The organism is Mesorhizobium sp. M0676 (assembly GCF_040320535.1).
Classification (GTDB): domain Bacteria; phylum Pseudomonadota; class Alphaproteobacteria; order Rhizobiales; family Rhizobiaceae; genus Mesorhizobium.
In genome coordinates, this window is the sequence record NZ_JAMYPU010000042.1 from 16,438 (window position 1) to 34,830 (window position 18,393).

At 58.6% G+C, this 18,393-nt stretch carries 14 protein-coding genes and 4 pseudogenes; 10 read left to right on the forward strand and 8 right to left on the reverse strand.

Translation table 11 applies throughout. The features are described from left to right. Positions 1–239 precede the first annotated feature (239 nt). A complete protein-coding gene (locus tag NKI35_RS28775) occupies positions 240–872 on the forward strand; it encodes a tyrosine-type recombinase/integrase (protein WP_023697492.1) in 633 nt (210 codons plus the stop codon). A gap of 62 nt (positions 873–934) precedes the next feature. On the opposite strand, the pseudogene NKI35_RS28780 reads toward NKI35_RS28775, so the two are convergent. Continuing rightward, positions 935–2,043, reverse strand: a pseudogene (locus NKI35_RS28780) (IS30 family transposase). A gap of 229 nt (positions 2,044–2,272) precedes the next feature. Here NKI35_RS28780 and NKI35_RS28785 point away from each other — a divergent pair. Continuing rightward, entirely contained in the window at positions 2,273–2,785 is a 513-nt protein-coding gene (locus tag NKI35_RS28785) for a hypothetical protein (protein WP_023731489.1), read from the forward strand. Between the two features lie 133 nt (positions 2,786–2,918). On the opposite strand, the gene NKI35_RS28790 is transcribed toward NKI35_RS28785, so the two are convergent. Further along, complete coding sequence (locus NKI35_RS28790) at positions 2,919–3,809, reverse strand: LysR substrate-binding domain-containing protein (protein WP_352742182.1); 891 nt, start codon at positions 3,807–3,809, stop codon at positions 2,919–2,921. A gap of 803 nt (positions 3,810–4,612) precedes the next feature. Between NKI35_RS28790 and NKI35_RS28795 the strand changes: the two genes are divergently transcribed. Further along, positions 4,613–6,016: a tetratricopeptide repeat protein gene (locus tag NKI35_RS28795; RefSeq protein ID WP_352742184.1), complete on the forward strand. Its 1,404-nt coding sequence runs from the start codon at positions 4,613–4,615 to the stop codon at positions 6,014–6,016. 707 nt (positions 6,017–6,723) lie between these two features. On the opposite strand, the gene NKI35_RS28800 is transcribed toward NKI35_RS28795, so the two are convergent. Then, a complete protein-coding gene (locus NKI35_RS28800; protein ID WP_352742186.1) occupies positions 6,724–8,394 on the reverse strand; it encodes a caspase family protein in 1,671 nt (556 codons plus the stop codon). Positions 8,395–8,626: 232 nt separating this feature from the next. Here NKI35_RS28800 and NKI35_RS28805 point away from each other — a divergent pair, with 232 nt between their 5' ends. From NKI35_RS28805 to NKI35_RS28815, 3 genes and pseudogenes are all read left to right on the forward strand, one after another. Next, positions 8,627–10,576 carry a CHASE2 domain-containing protein gene (locus tag NKI35_RS28805; RefSeq protein WP_352514367.1) on the forward strand — a complete coding sequence of 650 codons (1,950 nt, stop codon included), beginning with the start codon at positions 8,627–8,629 and terminating at the stop codon, positions 10,574–10,576. A gap of 12 nt (positions 10,577–10,588) precedes the next feature. After that, the gene (locus tag NKI35_RS28810; protein WP_352742189.1) at positions 10,589–11,371 is read left to right on the forward strand and encodes a hypothetical protein; all 783 of its coding nucleotides are present in this window, start codon (positions 10,589–10,591) and stop codon (positions 11,369–11,371) included. Positions 11,372–11,427: 56 nt separating this feature from the next. After that, a pseudogene (locus NKI35_RS28815) lies at positions 11,428–11,625 on the forward strand (PAS domain S-box protein); the annotation flags it as partial. Between the two features lie 108 nt (positions 11,626–11,733). Here the strand turns inward: NKI35_RS28815 and NKI35_RS28820 are convergent. Together NKI35_RS28820 and NKI35_RS28825 are read right to left on the reverse strand one after the other, a co-directional pair. Next, positions 11,734–12,543, reverse strand: coding sequence for a hypothetical protein (locus NKI35_RS28820; protein ID WP_352443545.1), 810 nt, complete (start codon positions 12,541–12,543; stop codon positions 11,734–11,736). A 312-nt stretch (positions 12,544–12,855) separates the two neighbouring features. Beyond that, the gene (locus NKI35_RS28825; RefSeq protein ID WP_023823908.1) at positions 12,856–13,044 is read right to left on the reverse strand and encodes a DUF3606 domain-containing protein; all 189 of its coding nucleotides are present in this window, start codon (positions 13,042–13,044) and stop codon (positions 12,856–12,858) included. Between the two features lie 125 nt (positions 13,045–13,169). On the opposite strand from NKI35_RS28825, the gene NKI35_RS28830 reads away from it, so the two are divergent. Next, complete coding sequence (locus NKI35_RS28830; RefSeq protein ID WP_352742191.1) at positions 13,170–13,589, forward strand: ATP-dependent DNA ligase; 420 nt, start codon at positions 13,170–13,172, stop codon at positions 13,587–13,589. Between the two features lie 251 nt (positions 13,590–13,840). Here the strand turns inward: NKI35_RS28830 and NKI35_RS28835 are convergent. Both NKI35_RS28835 and NKI35_RS28840 read right to left on the reverse strand, forming a co-directional pair. Continuing rightward, positions 13,841–14,175 (reverse strand): annotated as a pseudogene (locus NKI35_RS28835) (hypothetical protein). Positions 14,176–14,306: 131 nt separating this feature from the next. Further along, a pseudogene (locus NKI35_RS28840) lies at positions 14,307–15,017 on the reverse strand (substrate-binding domain-containing protein); the annotation flags it as partial. Between NKI35_RS28840 and NKI35_RS28845 the strand changes: the two are divergent. The 3 genes from NKI35_RS28845 to NKI35_RS28855 all read left to right on the forward strand — a co-directional run bounded on the left by NKI35_RS28845 (position 14,973) and on the right by NKI35_RS28855 (position 17,179). Then, positions 14,973–15,095, forward strand: coding sequence for a hypothetical protein (locus NKI35_RS28845; protein WP_352742193.1), 123 nt, complete (start codon positions 14,973–14,975; stop codon positions 15,093–15,095). The pseudogene NKI35_RS28840 and the gene NKI35_RS28845 sit on opposite strands and share 45 nt — an antisense overlap. A 977-nt stretch (positions 15,096–16,072) precedes the next feature. Then, positions 16,073–16,663: an ankyrin repeat domain-containing protein gene (locus NKI35_RS28850; protein ID WP_023695862.1), complete on the forward strand. Its 591-nt coding sequence runs from the start codon at positions 16,073–16,075 to the stop codon at positions 16,661–16,663. A gap of 12 nt (positions 16,664–16,675) precedes the next feature. Then, entirely contained in the window at positions 16,676–17,179 is a 504-nt protein-coding gene (locus NKI35_RS28855; protein WP_023707420.1) for a YHS domain-containing (seleno)protein, read from the forward strand. Between the two features lie 15 nt (positions 17,180–17,194). Here NKI35_RS28855 and NKI35_RS28860 read toward each other — a convergent pair. Then, positions 17,195–18,393, reverse strand: a 1,199-nt coding sequence (locus NKI35_RS28860) for a tetratricopeptide repeat protein (RefSeq protein ID WP_352742195.1), incomplete at its 5' end; no start/stop codon positions are given.

An 18,393-nucleotide genomic window follows, 5' to 3' on the forward strand; every position in this document is an offset into this window, starting at 1 on the left:
ACCTCCAGATTGCCTGTTAGCCGCCGTTGCGCCATTCCTGGCAGTGATGCGGGAGTCACCTCCAGTGCGGCCAGTTATGTTCACCTTCGGCCCGCTTGTGCAGACAGAGGATTCAGATGATTTGTTCTGCAGCGGCGGCTTACGGCAATTGCGATCGAATGGCGGATTGACAGCTTCCGGCCCCGCAACAGTCTAGCGGCGTTTCTCTGGTGGCCAATCATGGCTGCAGGAGAAGCGAAATGGGACACTCGTGCTACGACCTCACCGACTCCGACCGCCGGGCATGGAATGCCGGGAAGAAGGTCGGGACGAAACGACCTCTGAAACCTCGACAGATATGGGCGATACGCTTCTTTCTCGATCGAGAGCTGCGTCTGCGAGACAGAGCGCTCTTCGATTTGGCGATCGACAGCAAGTTGCGCGGCTGCGATCTCGTCAAGATCAAAATCGGCAACCTCGTGGTAGGACCGGAAGTCCGAACTCGCGCGATGGTCATCCAACAGAAAACTGGCCGACCTGTTCAGTTCGAGTTGATGAGCGACGTACGCTCCAGCCTTCTCGCATGGCTGGAGCGACGCGGCGGAACAGTCGATGATTACGCGTTTCCGAGCAGGATCAATCCAAGGGCTCACATGAGTACAAGGCAGTATGCACGCCTCGTCGACGAATGGGTCGAGGCGATCGGGCTTAGACCAGAGGAATACGGAACCCATTCCCTGCGTCGCACCAAGGCCTCGATTATCTACAAAGCGACGGGAAATCTGCGAGCCATCCAGATTTTGCTCGGTCATACTAAGATCGAGAACACGGTCCGCTATCTGGGAGTCGATGTTGAGGATGCTCTCGAACTTTCCGAGGCAACTGAGGTTTGATCAGGTGCGGCTCCACTTCACGAGTGGAGCCGTGACCAATTTGCGCCGGTGGGTTCAACCGGTCATCGTAACACCTTCTGTAGCCTATCGGCCGGCGTTTCGAAGTCCAGGGTTTTCGGGGTCGCTGATTGAGCTGCAGGGCGACGGCGTTGAGTTGGGCCTGCGAGACATGGGAGAGGTTGGTTTCTCTCGGGAAGTACTGCCTGAGCAGACCGTTGGTATTTTCATTGCTGCCGCGCTGACAGGGACTTCGCGGATCGCAGAAGTAGACCTGTAGATCGGTTGCAACGGTGAAGCTCATGTGCCGAGCCATCTCCTTGCCCTGGTCCCACGTTAGCGAGCGTCGTAACTCTTCGGGCAATGTGCCGATCGTCTGGGCAAGGGCCGCCACGACGGTGGCCGAGTCCCTCCTCGCCACCTTTACAAGCATCGTGAACCGGCTGTGTCGCTCGACGAGGGTGGCGATGTGCGTGTCGTTCGCGCCGGTGAGCAGATCACCCTCCCAATGGCCTGGGATGGCGCGATCCTCAGCCTCGGCGGGGCGCTCGCGGATGGAGATCATATCGAGTATTTGTCCTTGCCCCGTCCGGCTCTGTGCGCCTTTTGCGAGCCGCATCTGTCGTTTGGTACACAGGTGCGCTGTTAGTTCCTTCTTGAGCGCCCCTCGCGACTGGATGAATAGACTGCGATAGATCGCTTCATGAGATATCCGCATGCTTGGATCGCCTGGGTACTCTCGCCTCAGCCAGCCCATTGCAGCGCTAGCTTTTGCGCCACCTGCCATCGTAGCCGCCCAGAGCTTGCCAGGCGACACTGCTTCGGGCGCAGCGCTCGCACCCAAGCATGCTTGTCGGCCCGGGTTGCACGATACGCTTGTGCACCGCCATTGCGCGAGATAATGCGACATATTGTCGATGGGGATCGCCCGAGACTTCGTGCAATAGCGCGGATCGCAAGACCCGCCGCGATCCCGCGAGAGATCTCTTCGCGTTCCGCCAGCCCGAGCGCCAAGGCCCCTCTACGCCTAGCTGACGGAGCAATGCCGCTGCGTAAGGATACGATCCGCTGAACGCCGGTCTTGTTCCGGCGGTCAAGTGCTCTGACCTCGGTTCCATCGCTCCCAAAGCTCGACCTTCTGCGCTGACGTAAACCAGATCCGTGACGTCACCATGCAACACCTCTTCATCCTCTCAGATTAAAGCGGGTTGCGACGACCGGTTGAACCCGCCGCCTCATTCCGGTCGTTCGCCCACCTTCCGAAAACGGGTCGCCGGCGGTGAACGCAACTCTAACTTGTCGTCAGTAAGTTGTGTTCCGTGCCTCCTGGCCTAAGCGATTGCGTTCTTGCAATATCTCAGCTCAGCTCCGGCGTTAATTTAGATCAATCTAATGGACCCCTAATGAGTGCGCGCTTATCGACGGCCATTAGGATCGGGGAAGCCGCAAAGGCGATCTTCCGAAAAACTCAGAGCTTTCCAAGCCGAGAATTCGGAAAGCATGCAGACCTGAGCGAACGCGAACACGTCGGTGTTGAACCGATGCTTTTGGCGCTTTCTATGGAGCTGGCACTCAAAGCGTGGTTCGTCTTCGACCACGAAAATCCAAGAGTCGTCAAATCGCACAACCTGATAAGGCTGTTTGATCGCCTAAAGCCCGAAAGCCAAGAGAAACTCGACGCGGAGTTCAAAAGGTCAGTGGTCCCGTATCATCCCAATGGTTTCTACATCGAGTACAGCATTCGTCACATTCTGTATCAACACCAAGATGCCTTCACCGACTGGCGCTATCTTCACGAGGCAAAGAAATCGATGATGTTCGATCAGAGTGCTTTTGAGGCAACGCTCGAAATGGTGCTCCGTGAGTTCGAGAAGAGGTATCGGATTGAGCGGGTGAAGCCGCTTTGGCCATCCTGAATGTAGTCAGGATCGGAGGCCCCGATGCGGCCTTGATTGTTTCGAGCGGTAGCTTTGGGACCGGAGCTTTCCTTGCCGGAGGGAAGGGCTAACGACCGCAACGAGGCGGGCAGCGGCCTGACCGTCCCGGGCTTCAGGACCACGTGGCCTCGTCCGAAACCCACTTATGGAACGCGGCGATACGAGGGTCGGTCCAGCAATCTTTCCTGCAACACAAATGATAGGCCTCCGTGTCGTCAGAGATCTGCATATCTTTGAACGGCAGCACCAGTTCTCCGTTGGCAATCTCGTCGTGAAGCACAGAGAGGTCTCCGATCGCGACGCCCTGGCCCATGGCCGCGGCACGATAGGCCATATCGGCACTGGGAAAAACCTCACCCGAGTTCACGTCAAGAAGGTTCGGCGCAAATCGCCCAGCCCAAACTTTCCAATCGTGCCGATCAGGCGTCTCGTGCAGCAGGTTATGGTGAACCAGGTCGGCAGGAAACGTTATTGGCACGCCCCTCTCCAGTAGCTTTGGAGAGCAAACTGGGGTGCCGAACGATTGCAACACCAACACCGCCTCGATATCTTTCGGCCGTTTTGGATAACCGCAGTCAAAGGCGAGATCGAACTCACCTCCGAAGAAAATTTCCCAGTCAAAAGGAGCGGTCGTTACCCGAATACCGATTGCAGGCCATTGCTGCTTGAAACGGTCAAGCCGCGGGAGCAGCCACCGAATGGAGAAGGTGGGCGGGCAGATAACCTTCAGATGCCGAGGCTGGCGTTGCAGGTCTTGAGCTCCCGCGGCAATGCTTTCGAACGCGGCCGCTAGGATGGGTTGAAAATTGCGCCCGGCATCGGTCAAAACCAACCGGCGCTGCAATCGTCGAAACAATTCCACTTGCAATGCTGTTTCCAACAGCTTGACGTGCCTGCTGATCGCTCCTTCGGTCACGCATAGCTCCTCAGCCGCGCGCGCAAAGCTTTCGTGGCGCGCGGCTGCTTCAAAAGCCCGAAGCGCATTGAGTGAAGGGAGACGCATCGACTGTCACTACCTCAGGAATTCTGAGCCTACCCCAGAGAAAGACTGGTTTGTAGCCGGTACGCTGTCTGCCTACGCTGTCATCTGCAAGCGCGAGGTTGGCACGGAGGCCTGACGGTGAGCAACAATCTTCTTGCATCGACGTTTCAGGACTTGTTCCAGCAGGTTCGAGCAATCAGAATAGCTGGCTATGTCTCAAGATGGCGGCAACGGCATTTCTACCGCCGTGACCTAGCGCGACTATCGGGGGTAGCGCCGCACATGATCGACGACATTGGATTGACGAAGGACGAAGTGGAGTCTGAACTTGCAAAGCCATTCTGGCGATGATCGGATCCTGACTAGGCCGACCACTTGAAAGCTGGAACCCTTCGTCGGGTGCGCTAAGCTTCCCCTTCAGGTCAAGTCACGACGCGCCCACGCCAACCCCGAATGTCCGGCCTTGAAGATTCGCAGACCGAAGCTGCCGGTCAGCTACCGGCCCCAGTTCAGACTACGATCCGTGTTTCACATCGCATATTGATAAGCGTCAGCCCTTGAGGCTGATCGGGTAAACTGTCTCAGTCCGCCTTATCGCCCAAAGCCAAAACAGAGATGTCCATCCACATCGCTCCTCGTTAAGGGGAAATCGTTGTCGGTCCGGTCCGAAAACGGCGTCGGGGCTGGGATAGGCGCACGATATCGCGGCTCTTGATGAAGATCGCACGGTGACATCGGGCGGCATCCTGAAGTCGAACTCCCTTCCTTCGGGGGTTTGATGTAGTTTGGGCGGCTAGTCGCCGACAGCCATGGAGTTGGATACGATGACGTACTTCGATCTAGGCACCTTCTCCCGCCGGCTGGACAACACGCTTTCCGAGGCGCAGATGTGGTTCGACCGGGGACTGATCTGGCAATACGGATTTAACCACGAAGAGGCCATTGCCTGTTACGAGCGCGCGCTCGAGGTGGCGCCTTCGAACGTCATGGCGCGGTGGGGAATTGCCCACTGTCTGGGTCCAAACTACAACAAGCTATGGACCTCCTTCGGGCCTGAAGAGCGTATTGTCGCTTTGACGCGGGCGCATGTATTGCTGGCGGAAGCGTGCGATCTGTCTGCAATCGAAGTCGAGCGCGCCTTGCTTGATGCGCTGACATCGCGCTTCCCTACTGATCCAGAGATTGCGGATTATGGCCCTTGGAATGACGATTTCGCTGATGCGATGCGCACAGTGTACGAGAGGTTCCCTGACGATCTGGATGTGACCGCCATCTTCGTCGAGGCACTGATCAACCGCACGCCTTGGGCGCTGTGGGATACTCGGACCGGGCAGCCTTCGGCTGGCACCTCGACGGTGGAAGCGCGCGCGGCTTTGGACCGCGCCTTCACGACCCAGCCAGCAGCCTGGGGACATCCGGGGTTGTTGCATTTCTATATTCATCTGATGGAGATGTCGTCGACGCCAGAAAAAGCCTTGCCGCATGCAGATCGGCTGGTGCGCCTAGTGCCAGACTCTGGGCATCTTGTGCATATGGCGACGCATATTGACGTGCTTTGCAGCGACTACCACAAAGTAGTGGTGCGCAATCGGCAGGCGGCTCAGGTGGATCGTTCATATTTCGCTCATGCAGGCGGTGAGAACTTTTACACTGTCTACCGCATCCACAACCTTCACTTTCAAATGTACGGGGCCATGTTTCTTGGTCGCCCTTCGGATGCCTTCGAGGCCGCGAGGGCACTGGCGGAAAACCTGCCGGAGCCGGTGGTGCGTTACATGCCAGAGATGTTTGAAGCCTTCGCGCCGATGAAGTTGCACGTACTTATCCGCTTTGGCCGCTGGTCCTGCATCCTGGAAGAGGCCTTCCCTGACGATGCTGAGCTCTACTCGTTCAGCACCGTCCTGTTGCATTATGCCCGCACCGTAGCTCTGGCCAATCTCGGTAAAATCCCCCAGGCAGAGGAAAGCGCTAGCCTTTTCGCGGCCGCGCGCGATGCAGTGCAACCCGAGCGCATGCTGTTCAACAACCCATGCGCCGATATCCTCGAGGTTGCCGAAGCGATGATGCTGGGGGAGTTGCACTACAAGTCCGGTCGCGTCCATGAAGGCCTGGAGTTCCTGCGGCGTGCGGTCGATCTCGACGACAATTTGCTCTATGATGAGCCATGGGGTTGGATGCAGCCGACGAGACACGCGCTTGGCGCATTGCTGATGGATGCCGGACTATAAGGCGAAGCTGAGGCTGTCTATCGCGCCGACCTTGGGCTTGATGCGACGTTGCCGCGTCCTTGCCAACACCCACGCAACGTCTGGAGCCTACACGGCCTGCTTGAATGCCTTAGCCGACGTGGTGACGCGGTAGAAATCATCGAGGTCCGACAGCAGTTGAATCAGGCTCTGGCGCATGCAGAGGTGCCGATGATGGCATCATGTGCCTGCCGGAGCGCATCGCAATAAGTGGCAAGCATCCGCTCGCCACGTTGCAGCCTCCTCAGCGCCATAAGAGCCAGCATCGAACAGCGTCTCGCACGCGTCCATTGCGCGCGCGAATCCGGCCGTCACTCTGGGGCTCAGTGAAGGGGTGATAGCGAGGCAGAGCTTACCCGCATGGGGCACTGGAGCAGCATCTGGCCTAGCGGATGCTCGAGATCGCGGACCTGCACTGCCACGGTTCGACAAGGACTTCGTGCAGGGCATCTCTGCCCTGCAGCCCCGGGTCATCCGTATGCATGCAACCCGCCTCAACGTCCGCTCAGAGGTCGTCTGCCGAATGGCGGCTATCCGCCGAGCTCGCCCCGATAGCGGACCGACGGGTTCCGGCCCGAGCGCCGCCAGGCTGCTATGCCTTATCTCAGTCATTTAAGCTAAATTTAGAACATATAAATGCCAATCACGATCAGCACCAACATGAATGCGGACGATGGACTGCTCCGTTTCTACATTCTCTCCATTATGATTTTTCCTGAACACCCGCTGCCAACTCCGGTACCTTTAAATTTACCGGTCCCGTTGTCACCCTTTATGACGCCAGTCAGCGTGTTCCCGCCTGTTCTTCCTTTATATACAAATGTGTGTTTTATATTGACGGAACCACTGCTCGTGACGCTTCCTGTAAACCCGGAGCCAGATGATATTCTGCCGTCACTTATGAAAACGGATGTTGAGAGTTCTCGCCAATCGCCACAGTCCGTTGTGGCGCGTCTGACCAATTTCCATGTGCCATTAAAGGCGCTTAGCCCGCTCGTCTGGGGCACACAATGATCCCTCTGGACAACCATTCCATCTTCACAAGCAAGCGGGCAGATACGAGCTCCGATCGCCCTTAGGCTTTTCAGAAGTCCCGCCGTCGGTTCCAACGATGCAAGCTTGATACCTTGCCGGTCGGCATATTCTTCAAGTGCTTTGCGGCTGCCTAAGCCCCATTTGCCATCCGCATCGCCGGCCAGGCACCCCAGGCGAACCAGTTCCGCTTGAGTGGCCAGCGTAAGTTCGCCAGAGTTTATATAGCCTGCCGGTGACTGCGCCAGCGGATTGGGTTGTTCAAGGCTGGTGATTTCCGTCGCCTTGGTATCGTCCGTTGCCTTAGCGGTGCGCTCCGCAGTCGGCTGTTCCGCCACCTGTTTGGTAGAAGCCTGCCGTTCCGCCTCAACACGCTTGTCGATACCATCGATCTTTAGCTTGGCAATGGCCGCAAAGACGCCCGTCGGAAACTGCTGTAGATACGCCTCGAAAAAGCTCTTGTCGGTTGAGTCCTTGATGGTTGCCCAATACGCTAACTCGACCGCGTTGTCCGGCGGCGCAGACTGTGGAAGCGGACCAGACGCCTGTTTCGGCTCGGCCGTTGTCGCGAGAGGCTTCAAAACGACTTCGCCCGTGAGCGAGGAGTTTTCCCACGGCACTTGCTTCCCATCCGTGGCGGCCAGCACGTCGCGGCGTACATCGATGAGGTCGCGCGTGATATCCTGCCCAGGTGTGCCGAGGTGCGCGAGCAGCGCAGTCGTGAAAGGAGAGTTTCGGCCCGCTCCGTCCAACGCGACGTTACCTGGTTGCGTTGCAAACGCGATCAGCGAATCGACTCCGCTGCCAAGTCGGGCAAGACCACGCCCTAAGGAACCAGAGCGCGTACCCATCGAGCGGGAAAGCTTCTCCGCAAACGGATTATCCCGACAGGCATCGAGGAAGACGAGGTTAATGTTCGTGCTGCGGTCCATCGCCGAAAGGACGAGGTCCATCGGAAGGGCCTCAAAGTCGAGGTCGTTATAGCTGGACAATTGTGCGTCCACCGGCACCATATAGTTGATGCCATTCACCTGCAGGCCGTGCCCGGCATAGAAGAACAGCGCCATATCGGCACCGTCGAGCTTTTCCAGGAACTGGCGCACCGTGCGACGCATTCCAGCGAGGTCGAGTTCCTGGCCGCTGACGACCTCGAAGCCAAGGCTTTCAAGCTTGGCATGCATGTCGGACGAATCGTTCTTCGGATTGGCGAGTTGCACCGCATGCTGGTAGGCCGAATTGCCAATCACCAAAGCTACGCGTTTGTCGGCGACTGCCCGTCCCGAAAAAGCGGCAAACAATAAAACCAAGAGAATGAAAGCGCTGCGCATGGCAGAACCGCCTCCCCAACGGAACTGTAGCAGAGGCTAATGTGATCGAAAAGAGCTGATGCTCCCGGCTGGGGACGAGTGACCTTCTGCTCCGCGAGATGGTTGTTGGTGGACACCGGTTCGGTGCTGGAGTCGCATTCCCATGTAAACGGGCGATGGTTTGCTTGAGGCGCGTGAACGGGTATGCTGGTAGGGAGCGGCGCTTCCACTGGTTTGGGGGTCTATTTTCGGCGTGCGGACACTTGGCCGGATCGTCAGCCTGCAGCGAGGTGGGATTGCCGCATCGCTCGCCTATCTGGTTCTGCTGGGTCTCTCGATTGCTCTCGTTTCACCGCCGTTGGAAAATATCGTTCACGACGTGATGATGGTCTCCATCTCGCCCTTCACCCATGCTCCAACCAACATCGTTGTGGTCTCAATTACAGAACAGACCCTGGCGAATTTTCCATACCGCTCGCCACTGGACCGTGGCTTCTTGGCCGACATGGTGGCCCGGATCGAGTCCGCCCGCCCTCTTGCCATCGGCATCGACCTACTGTTCGACCAGGCAACAGAGCCGGAAAAGGATGCCCGCCTCGAAACTGCCATTGAAACCGCCCGTGTGCCTGTGGTGATCGCCTCGGCTTCGCGGACTGACGGCCTTACCGAAAGACAATCCGACTATCTAAACGCGTTCGCTCCGTCGGCAAAGCGGGGCCTTGCAGCATTGCTGCATGACAATCTCGACGGCGTGGTCCGTGGGGCCTTTCCCGGTCGAGAAGGCGGCGGCGCTTGGATGCCAAGTTTTGTTGCAGTGATCGCAGCATCAACCGGAGTTGGTGGCGGCCACTCGCCGGAGGAGATGGTCTACTACCGCACGGGGAACAGCCTGCCCTTCAGCTTTCCAACCTATCCGGCACAGGCCGTTCCGCTGGCACCGCTCAGCTGGTTCGAGGGGAAATATGTTCTTATCGGTGTAGACCTACAGCAAATAGACCGACATCCGACACCGTTCGCGTTGTTGAGCGGGGCGAAAATCGGTGTCCTCCCTGGCGTCGCGATCCACGCCCATTCGTTAGCCAGGCTCGTGTCCGGGAATCGGATAACGACCCCTTGCCCTGCAGTGGGCTATGCGCCAATGCTTCTTGTCGGGCTGTTTTGCTTATGGATCGTTTCGCGGCCGATCCCGGTGGTCTTCAAACCTGTCGCGGTCGCTTGTACGGTGCTGCTGGTATGGATCAGTGAGGCGTGGGCGTTCGCGCGGTTCGCAATCCTCGTTCCGATGGTCGCCCCTGCATTGCTTGTGGTAGGCCTGTCGGCGTTCGTTGGCTTCCTGGCTTGGAGACGGGACGCCAGGGCTCGCCAGTTCATTCAGAACGCGTTCTCGAAATATGTCAGTCCGGCCGTTGTTGCAGCGATTGTCAAGGAACCAAACGCTCTCCATCTCGGTGGCGAGAAGCGTGAGCTCACCTGTGTATTCACGGATGTCGAGGGATTTACGTCATTCAGCGAGCAACTCGCGCCAGAGGTGCTCGCAGATGTATTGAACGAATATCTGAACGGGCTCTGCGAGTTATTTATCGAGCATGGTGCAACCATCGACAAGGTCATCGGCGATGCGGTGGTCGGCTTCTTCGGGGCTCCGGCAGCACAAAATGACCAAGCGGAGCGGGCGGTGTCTCTGGCACTTGCTGTGCAGGACCACGCGCAGCGGCTGCGCGAGAAATCGGCACGACGGGGCCATTCACTCGGATCCACCCGCATAGGTATTCATTGCGGGCCGGCAATCGTCGGCAACTTCGGGGGAAATCGGTTCTTCAATTACACAGCTATTGGAGATACTGTAAATGCCGCAGCCCGGCTTGAGGGAGCGAACAAGTACATCGGCACCAAAAACTGCATCAGCTCCGAAGTGGCGAGGCAGACGACGCACTTCCTGTTGCGCCCTGCTGGAGTTCTACACCTTAAGGGCAAGAACCAAGGCATCGAAACTTTCGAGGCAATGACACGTCATCCAGAAAATACGATACTCTACGAGGAGTATTTGAACGCGTATGCCCTACTTGCCGCAGGGGACACGCGTGCGATAGCGGCATTTAAGTTGTTGGTCAAAAACTACCCGCAAGACGGCCTGATCGCTTTTCACCATAACCGTCTTGCAAGCGGAGAGTTCGGAGCAGACATTCATCTCGTCGGGAAATAAGGTCATCGCGACATGAGCCTCCGGCGTTCGACTTTGCAGATCGCCTCCCTGATCGTCGGCACGACCGTCCTTGTGACGGCGCAACCTGCGGCAGCCGGCGGCCAGTACGTGGTCCTGTCGACTCAGCCGGTGGTGGATGAACTGCCGCCAGGCAAGCTCTTTATGCCAAGCGACGTCATCAACGTTCCAGCCGGTACGGTCGTCACTCTGCTCGGCGAAGACGGCAGCGTGAACGCGCTTTCGGGTCCAAGTTCCTTCGTGGTTACGGAGGATGCATTGGCGTACGGCAGTTTACAGGGGACTCCCAACGCGAACGAAGGGCCTTCAAAACTTGACCTGATAGCCGTCCTCTTGGCAAATGAGCGCAAGAGAACAGAGTCCATCGGCGGTTCGCGCACCACTACCGACCATTCCACGCCGAGCGGCCTCGACGACCCTTGGGCAGTGTCCATCGAAGAATCCGCTCCTGGCTGCATCCGCGATGGTGAAATGGTTCTGGCGCGCGCGGGCATAGGGCAGAGCGCGGTTTTCTCGATTCGCATCGGCAGCAGTGAGCCGCTCGACGGCATAGTCTGGAGCGCCGGCAAACCGACGTACTCTCTTCCAGACCCTATTCCTCCCGAGGTCAGATCTGTTGTCGTCGAGACCAGCAAGACATCGGCGTCGATCGAAGTCAAAAGGTTTCCAAAGAACGCCGTTCTTGAAAATTCGCTGGAAGTTCTTGGATGGATGGTGAGCAGCGGTTGTAAACGTCAAGCGTTGGCCTTGGTGCGTCAGCTTGTGACAAAAAAATAGGTTATTAGCCAGGAGCCAACGCCACGAATGCCAAACTGTGGCCGATTGAAGTCCTGTTGCCCGAGGAGATGCGGCGCGGCCACGCGGGACTCCATATGGCCTTCCTGCGTCGACCGGAGAGCCGGCCGATGGGCGCGGGTCGCGATTTGCAAGGCTGCCGCAAGAACGGGACGACAATTCCGGTGGAGGTCGGGTTGAACCCGCTCGAACACGACGGCCAGCGTGGCGCGCTTGCGACGGTAGCTGACATAAGCGAGCGAAAGCGAAGACCGGGAGCTTGCACCCGAGGGGTGGCCGCCCCATTCCAAGCTTCACCCGCATCGCTCTGCTCGCGCCCGATAGGTCGCCGAAAATTTACCGGTTTACGGCTTGGCACCTTTCCTCGCCGAAAGGTTGCGCAGCTTGACGGTGATGCCCTCGGGCTGAATCGCAGTGAACTGGGAGACGAGCCCGTATTTCTTCCACTCTGGCCCGAAGCCCGCCATCACCGGGCCAACGATGAAGGTAAACCGCATCGGATTCTTGGCTACGCCGGGTTCGCACTGATTGGTGATGTAGCAATGCGGTGCCTGGTTGGTGGCTAGATTCTCGGCCGAATAGATCACCTTGTCGTCGCAAGCGACCTTGATCCAGCCATTCTTGTCGGCTGCCCATCGGATCTTCATGGAAAAGGCCACCCAGGAACCGAAACGCCCAGGCGACTGGCATTCGTTGCCGAGGAAGGTCACACCCTTGGCTGAGTCGAGCTTCAGCATATAAAGAAAGTTATGGATGAACGGCCCCTCCCAACTGGCAATACGCAGGCGGCTGTCCAAGGCGCCCGGCAGGAAGCCGATCGCATGGTCATTGTAAAAGCCGGGGTAGTTGAACGCTGGATCGACCCACAGGCCGAAGCGATACTCGACGCTCTCGCCCGTTTTGCTCTCGGGACCTATCAGCGTGGCGCGTATGTTGCCGTTGTGGCAGTCGTTTTCACCTCGACCGTCACCGTAATCCACGCTGCTGCATTTCCGGTCGAATATCTGGAAGGTGGTGACGCCGTCCTTCGTCACCGGTTTCGACGGGCCATTCAGCCTATGGTTCTTGAAGCCGGCGGGATGCTTGTCGGCCAGCGCGGCACTTGCAAAAAGCGACTGCGTCACGGCCGCAAACAGGAGAATGCAGCGTTTCATGCCTCCCTCCACCAATACTGACAGGTAAGGCTATCAGCGAGTTGCTGACGCGGTCAAACCCTCGGCAAGACTGTGTCCCAGATCTGTGCAACAAGGGATGAGGGAGCAGGCGCGGGCTACCCCCACGAAGGTCCTACGCGTCCCGTTCGAGGGGCTCGTGCTCCGGATCAGCACGATAAGCGACCTGGCGAAAATCGCGCATGTCGATCTGCTGGCCGCAAACAGGGCAAGGGATGAAATGCGCGAGTTCGCTCGCGGGCGGGCCTTCATGTCGGTGCCCGACCAGTGGTCTGCCGAGATCCGATAGCCTGGTCATTGTTTCCGCAGCGCCTTGGCTTCCCGCTCCAGCGTCTCGCGTTGGTTGCCGTGCTTCGCAATCAGCTCTTTGACCTGCTGGGGTGTGATGCCGGTCTTTGTTGCGAAATATTCAACTTCATAATCCTCGTCGGCTGAGACACGGTCCCGATCGCGAAAATCCCGCTTGCTCTTGTCGTCGGCCATATCGATTCCTCCTTCGCTCATCCCGCAATGCCGAGTTGACGTGTTTGTTGCACCAAAAGGCTGATTTCCGGTTTCGGAACTATTTTTGCTTAATCTTATTGAATCGCCGGAGGGTGGGTCAGTGCATGCGTTTGAAGTTCATCGAGCCGTTGATGCCGACCCTTGTGGAGAAGCCTCCCGAGGGTGAAGGCTGGACCCACGAGGTCAAGTTCGACGGCTACCGATCGCAGATGGCCATCGATGAAGACGGCACACGCATTTATACGCGCAACGGCCACGACTGGACGGCGAAATATGGCGACCTGGTGAGAGAGGCCAAGCGCCTTGGTGCCGAAAGCGCCATCGTCGACGGCGAGATCGTCGTTCTGAACGACAAGGGCCTTTCGGACTTCACAGCGCTGCGCAGAGCCATCACCCGCCGGCAGCACGACTTGTATTTTGTTGCCTTTGATCTGCTTCACCTTAACGGCCGTGATCTGCGCGAACGTCCTGTCCACCACCGTTACGCGAGAGCTGTAACCGAGCTCTACGCCGAAAACACGTGATCCGACTTTACGAGCTTTACAAACAGGTCAAACCAAAACCGATACTCGGGTTCATCTCGGTCGCCAAGCGTCTGGAAAGTCTAGCATCGCTCGCTAGCATGGATGCGCGAGGAGCAGGTGCTGGCGTGGCGGACCTTGGCACGATCGAGCTGTTGCAAAACGAACACCGACGGGTGAACCGTCTGAGATGCCGTTGGTGTCTAGTTTCGGACGTGCGGCGGCGCTTGTCGTGTGAAGCCTTTTGGATCATCCTATCGAGCGGTTGGATACTCGTTAGCCTCGAAAACATGGTGATGAACGCGGCCGGTGAACATCTCGAGCAGCTCTCCGGTCAACTCGCGGCTTTGAAATCTGACATCGGATTGAAGCGCCCGGCTGCAGGTGTCCATGTCGGGATAGCGAATGGCAAGCACCATGGCATAGACGGGGGCGCCGTCATCCCGCTCGGTGCCATCCAGAACGCGCACCTCTTCCGCCCCAGGAAATTGTGCCACAGCGGCACTAGCCTTTCCCTGACGAAGCGCCGGAATTCGCTCTCGCGTCCGGGTTGGATTTCGCCTTCGAACAGGGCGTACCGAATGATCATGGCGAGTCTTTCCTGATTTTCTGCGCCTGGGATGGCCGCCGGCCGGCAAGGGCAGGCGCGGTGCAATTCGTGGATTTGGGGTACGAATGCGATGCGGGCGCATCGCGTGTTACGCCCGCATCGCCTGGCTCCTATTTACCCCAGATCTTCTTGTATGCGTCGCGGTAGCCATTGCCGGGGTCGAACGCATTTGTCGGGCCGCCGTCGAACTCGACATTGTCTGCGGTCACGACATGCAGCGGCGACAGATAGCCCGACCATTTTTCACCGGCGATGGCGCGGTTCAGCTCGTCGACCAACTGCCAGCCCTGCAAGTTGAGCGGTTCGGCGACCGTCACCTTCTGGAACTGGCTGGCGCGAATGCGCTGATAGGCCGATTCCGAACCATCGCCGGCAGCGACATTGATCGGCGCGTCGGTCCCGGCTTTGCCGGCGGCGGCTAGCGAGGGTCCCATGAAGTCGAAATAAAGATCGTTGATCGCCAGTGAATGCGTCCAGGCGTCGCCGTACTTCTGCAGCAGCGAAGTGGTCAGCTGCGGCATGCGCTGAGAGGTCTCGGCGATCGGCGTGTCGACATATTCGAGCACCTTGCCGCCCAACCGCTCGATCTCCGCCTTCATCTTGTCGGCTTTGGCGATGGCGATGGCGTAGGTCGAATCGGTGAAGATAACCACGCCGGGCTTGCCCTTGGCATCGGCATAGGCCCAGTCGGCCGCCGCCGTGGAGACTTGCATGGCGTCGGTCGACACGTTTGCGAACACGCCGCTTTTCTCGTCGGGCCCGATCACCGGTCCGGCATGCCAGGAGACCAACGGGATACCTGCGGCCTCGGCCTGTTCCAGCAGGCGGGCCGCTTCGTCGTCCAGCGCTTTGGCCGAAAGAGCGGCGCGCCGGCGCTGGAGAAGACCCCGGCGGAGTAGGGCGCAAAGCCAGCCAGTTCCCTAGATTGAATTTCACCTACGACTGTGTCGCGCCCTCTTGTGTGCGGCGAGATGAAAGCCGATGCCGCATTAGGGACCGGATATTCTTGTGTAGATCTAATTGGCGACAAGCGCGAGGCCACGAGAACGAGACAGGGCCAGATCAGCTTATCGTCAACTGTCGCTGTGACGAAATTTTTCCGAAGTTCAGCTTAAGACAGTGCGCCGACTCAGCCAGAACGGGCAGGCAAACCCTTACCCTGCGCTGGCGCAATGTCGCGGCGCTTCCCTGTTGTGGTCGATAAGGCAACCGAACCGATGGTCAAGATGAACATAGGGGCTGACCAGGCTAAGCGCTGGCGAGATGAAGCGGTACGCGGGAAGAAAGGCGCTTGTCGCCCGCAACCTCTTCATGGGCAGTGATCTTGGCGGTGATAATCATCTTGGCTGGTCTGATCGCGCACAAGGCGCACATCCTGCTGTAGCCTTCTGATCAATGGATTGCGCCAGCCCTCGACCGGGTCCTGGCATCTGCAAAGCAAAAGCCCGCCGCGTCTGGGTGGAGAGCGGCCGGCCTTCTTATTGCCGAGAGTTGAGCGCTCCTGTCACATGCAACTTTCGCGTTGGTGGACCAGTGCGGGCACGTTCGACGAAAGGCAGCGATGCGCCCAATGTCGGTCATTGAGCAAGCCATAGTTGCATCCGAAAGCGGACACTTCCGCCACCGGCCACCTTTGCGCTTACCGGCTATCCCAACGGAGCAACAGGCGGTTACGCTCGACGCCGCTCGGCGCCTCGGTAATCGACGCTCTTCAAAATTCAGACTGGACCGGTGCCCCTACTGACGAAGCCAGTAGCACTAACGCCTTCCCGCCCTGGGCCGCGTTCGCTATGTCTGGCCGCGCCGTCCGCCTTGGATCCACCTGATGTGCCCAGGACAGCTTGTATGACCACAAGCTAATATGCTACCTTGCACAATGCGCGGATTGCTGGCACTTGGAATGCTGGTTTTGGCGGCTACGACAGCAGCCGCAGGTGAGCAGTTGTTCGACTCCATCGCCGCCGGCGACAAGGGTGCCGTGGAGCAAGCCCTGGCAGGCGGTGCCGACGTCGACAGCCGGGCGCGCGACCAGGCAACGCTGCTCATTGCTGCAGCGCTCGATAACCAGCCGGAAATCGCCGACTTCTTGCTGGCCAAGGGTGCCGACATCATGGCGCGTAACTCGGGCGGCTTTACCCCGCTTCATGCGGCGGCCTTCTCGGGCAGCCTGCCGATCGCCAAGCTGCTGCTGGAAAAAGGCGCGGTGCTCGACGATGCCGCCAACAAGGCGGGTGCTACGCCGTTGCTGGTGGCCGGCGAGGAAAACCACATTGAACTGGCCGAGTTCCTCATTGCGAAAGGTGCCAATGTGAACCATGCCGAGGGGCATGGCTACATGCCGATAACGCGCGCATTCTGGAAGGGCAACACGGATATCATACGACTTTTCAAACGCCATGGTGCTACCTGCCAAGCCAAAATTCTTGGCGAGGCGAATGCGGCGAAGTGCGCCGAGATCCACGATTAACGGAGGATACAGATGAGCACGATGATCAAGCCACGACTGGTTCGGAGTTTGGGGACGGCTGCCCTGGTCGCGGTAGCTGTGGTCGCCGGCGCGGGATCTGCATGTGCCGACGATTCGGTAAACACCGGCTATTTTGGTGGTGTGGCGATCATGGGCTACGACACGGTCGCTTACTTCACTGACGGCAAGGCCGTGAAGGGCTCCGAAGAGTTCACTTATGAATGGCTGGGGACACCTTGGCATTTCGCCAGCAAGAAACACCAGGAAATGTTCATGAGCGAACCGGTCAAGTACGCTCCTCAATATGGCGGGTACTGCGCCGGCGAAGTCGTGGGCGGGGGGGTCACGGTCAATGTCGATCCTGAGGCATTCAAGATTATCGACGGCAAGCTCTACCTGATCTACGACGTCGACAATGCGGATGATTTCGCCGCGCATGCAGCTGAAAATATACCGAAAGCCGATGCCAACTGGCCGAAGGTCGCGGCCAATTTGGAACTCGATCACTATCATTGAGACGCGCGTGTGCGTCTACCGAACCACGGTGAAGTGAAACACCTTGCTTGTATTGGCATAGGAGTAGCTTTTGCCGGCTGCGTCGTTGCGTCTGTAGACGGGACCACAGTCGCGGCGACCGAACAGGTTCTCGCTCTGCTCGCACAACAGATCGCCATCGACGTAGACGGTCTCGGTGACTAGCCGCGTCGTAGAGCGGAAGGCCGCCTTGCCGTCGCTTCCGATCTGAAGGAAGGCTGGTTGGAGACCGGGTTCGATCTGGCCTTGCAGTGTATGGCCAATGACGAGGGACGCGATCTCGGCACCCTTTAACTGGTCCTGTTCGGCCGGGGTAAAGCCGAAGCGCCATTGGGGTAGGCCCGCCTGGCGCAGTGCGGCGACGAGTATCGCCAGATCCTGCGGATTCCGAAAATGTGCATGAGTCATCTCCCACCCAGCCAAAGAGTCCACGTAGCTGGACCCTGCTACGAGGCGGAGCCCCTCGGCGATTGCGGCTTTCGCATCCGGTAGGCGGCCGCCGCGGACATACGCCGCAGCGAGCGTAAACCGAAAGTTGCCAACCGTGGACGCATCGTCGCGTGTGTGCTCGAGAGTCTCGATCGCTTTCTCGACATTGCCCTGGAGCAGAAAAACCAGCCCAGCAGTTTCCCGGTTGATCGCTGAGAGGTCGGGGTCGAGCCTGAGCGCCGTCTCGACCGCAGTGGCTGCCTCGGCATGATTGCCGGCGTATAACTGAACATATCCAAGGGCTGCTTGCGCCTCTGCATCGCCCGGACCGATTGAAACAGCCTTCTTGGCAGAGGCAATCGCATCTTCGTAGCGGCGATTCACGACCTGCATGATCCCAAGAATAGCATAGGGCGACGAAAGGTCAGGGTCGAGTTCCAAAGCTCGGCTCGCCTTCTCATAGGCTCTCTTTCGTGCTGGCGCGCTCTGGATGACGTCGTTGAAGGCCTCCCGCCAGATATAGACTGTGGTGCGCGCGTCGGCCGCGAAGGCTTCGGCAAAGGCGGGGTCAAGCTCCTCCGCCTTGTCGTAGAGCGCAAGCGCCTCCCGCAGCCCGGCCTGCAGGACGCTGCGTGACGCCGTCTCGGCTTGTAGATAGTAATCATAGGCCTCGAGATTGCTCGTCGGCGGCCGCGCCATGCGTTCGCTTTCCGCTGCCGAAGGTTGCATGCCAAGCGCCTTGGCGATCTCGCCGCTCATCTCGTGCT

Excerpts from the sequence above, each read along its gene's own strand:
- NKI35_RS28775 (WP_023697492.1), top strand. The coding sequence starts at position 240 with ATGGGACACTCGTGCTACGACCTCACCGACTCCGACCGCCGGGCATGG.
- NKI35_RS28785 (WP_023731489.1), top strand. The coding sequence starts at position 2,273 with ATGAGTGCGCGCTTATCGACGGCCATTAGGATCGGGGAAGCCGCAAAG.
- NKI35_RS28790 (WP_352742182.1), bottom strand. The coding sequence starts at position 3,809 with ATGCGTCTCCCTTCACTCAATGCGCTTCGGGCTTTTGAAGCAGCCGCG.
- NKI35_RS28795 (WP_352742184.1), top strand. The coding sequence starts at position 4,613 with ATGACGTACTTCGATCTAGGCACCTTCTCCCGCCGGCTGGACAACACG.
- NKI35_RS28800 (WP_352742186.1), bottom strand. The coding sequence starts at position 8,394 with ATGCGCAGCGCTTTCATTCTCTTGGTTTTATTGTTTGCCGCTTTTTCG.
- NKI35_RS28810 (WP_352742189.1), top strand. The coding sequence starts at position 10,589 with ATGAGCCTCCGGCGTTCGACTTTGCAGATCGCCTCCCTGATCGTCGGC.
- NKI35_RS28820 (WP_352443545.1), bottom strand. The coding sequence starts at position 12,543 with ATGAAACGCTGCATTCTCCTGTTTGCGGCCGTGACGCAGTCGCTTTTT.
- NKI35_RS28825 (WP_023823908.1), bottom strand. The coding sequence starts at position 13,044 with ATGGCCGACGACAAGAGCAAGCGGGATTTTCGCGATCGGGACCGTGTC.
- NKI35_RS28830 (WP_352742191.1), top strand. The coding sequence starts at position 13,170 with ATGCGTTTGAAGTTCATCGAGCCGTTGATGCCGACCCTTGTGGAGAAG.
- NKI35_RS28845 (WP_352742193.1), top strand. The coding sequence starts at position 14,973 with ATGCCAGGAGACCAACGGGATACCTGCGGCCTCGGCCTGTTCCAGCAG.
- NKI35_RS28850 (WP_023695862.1), top strand. The coding sequence starts at position 16,073 with ATGCGCGGATTGCTGGCACTTGGAATGCTGGTTTTGGCGGCTACGACA.
- NKI35_RS28855 (WP_023707420.1), top strand. The coding sequence starts at position 16,676 with ATGAGCACGATGATCAAGCCACGACTGGTTCGGAGTTTGGGGACGGCT.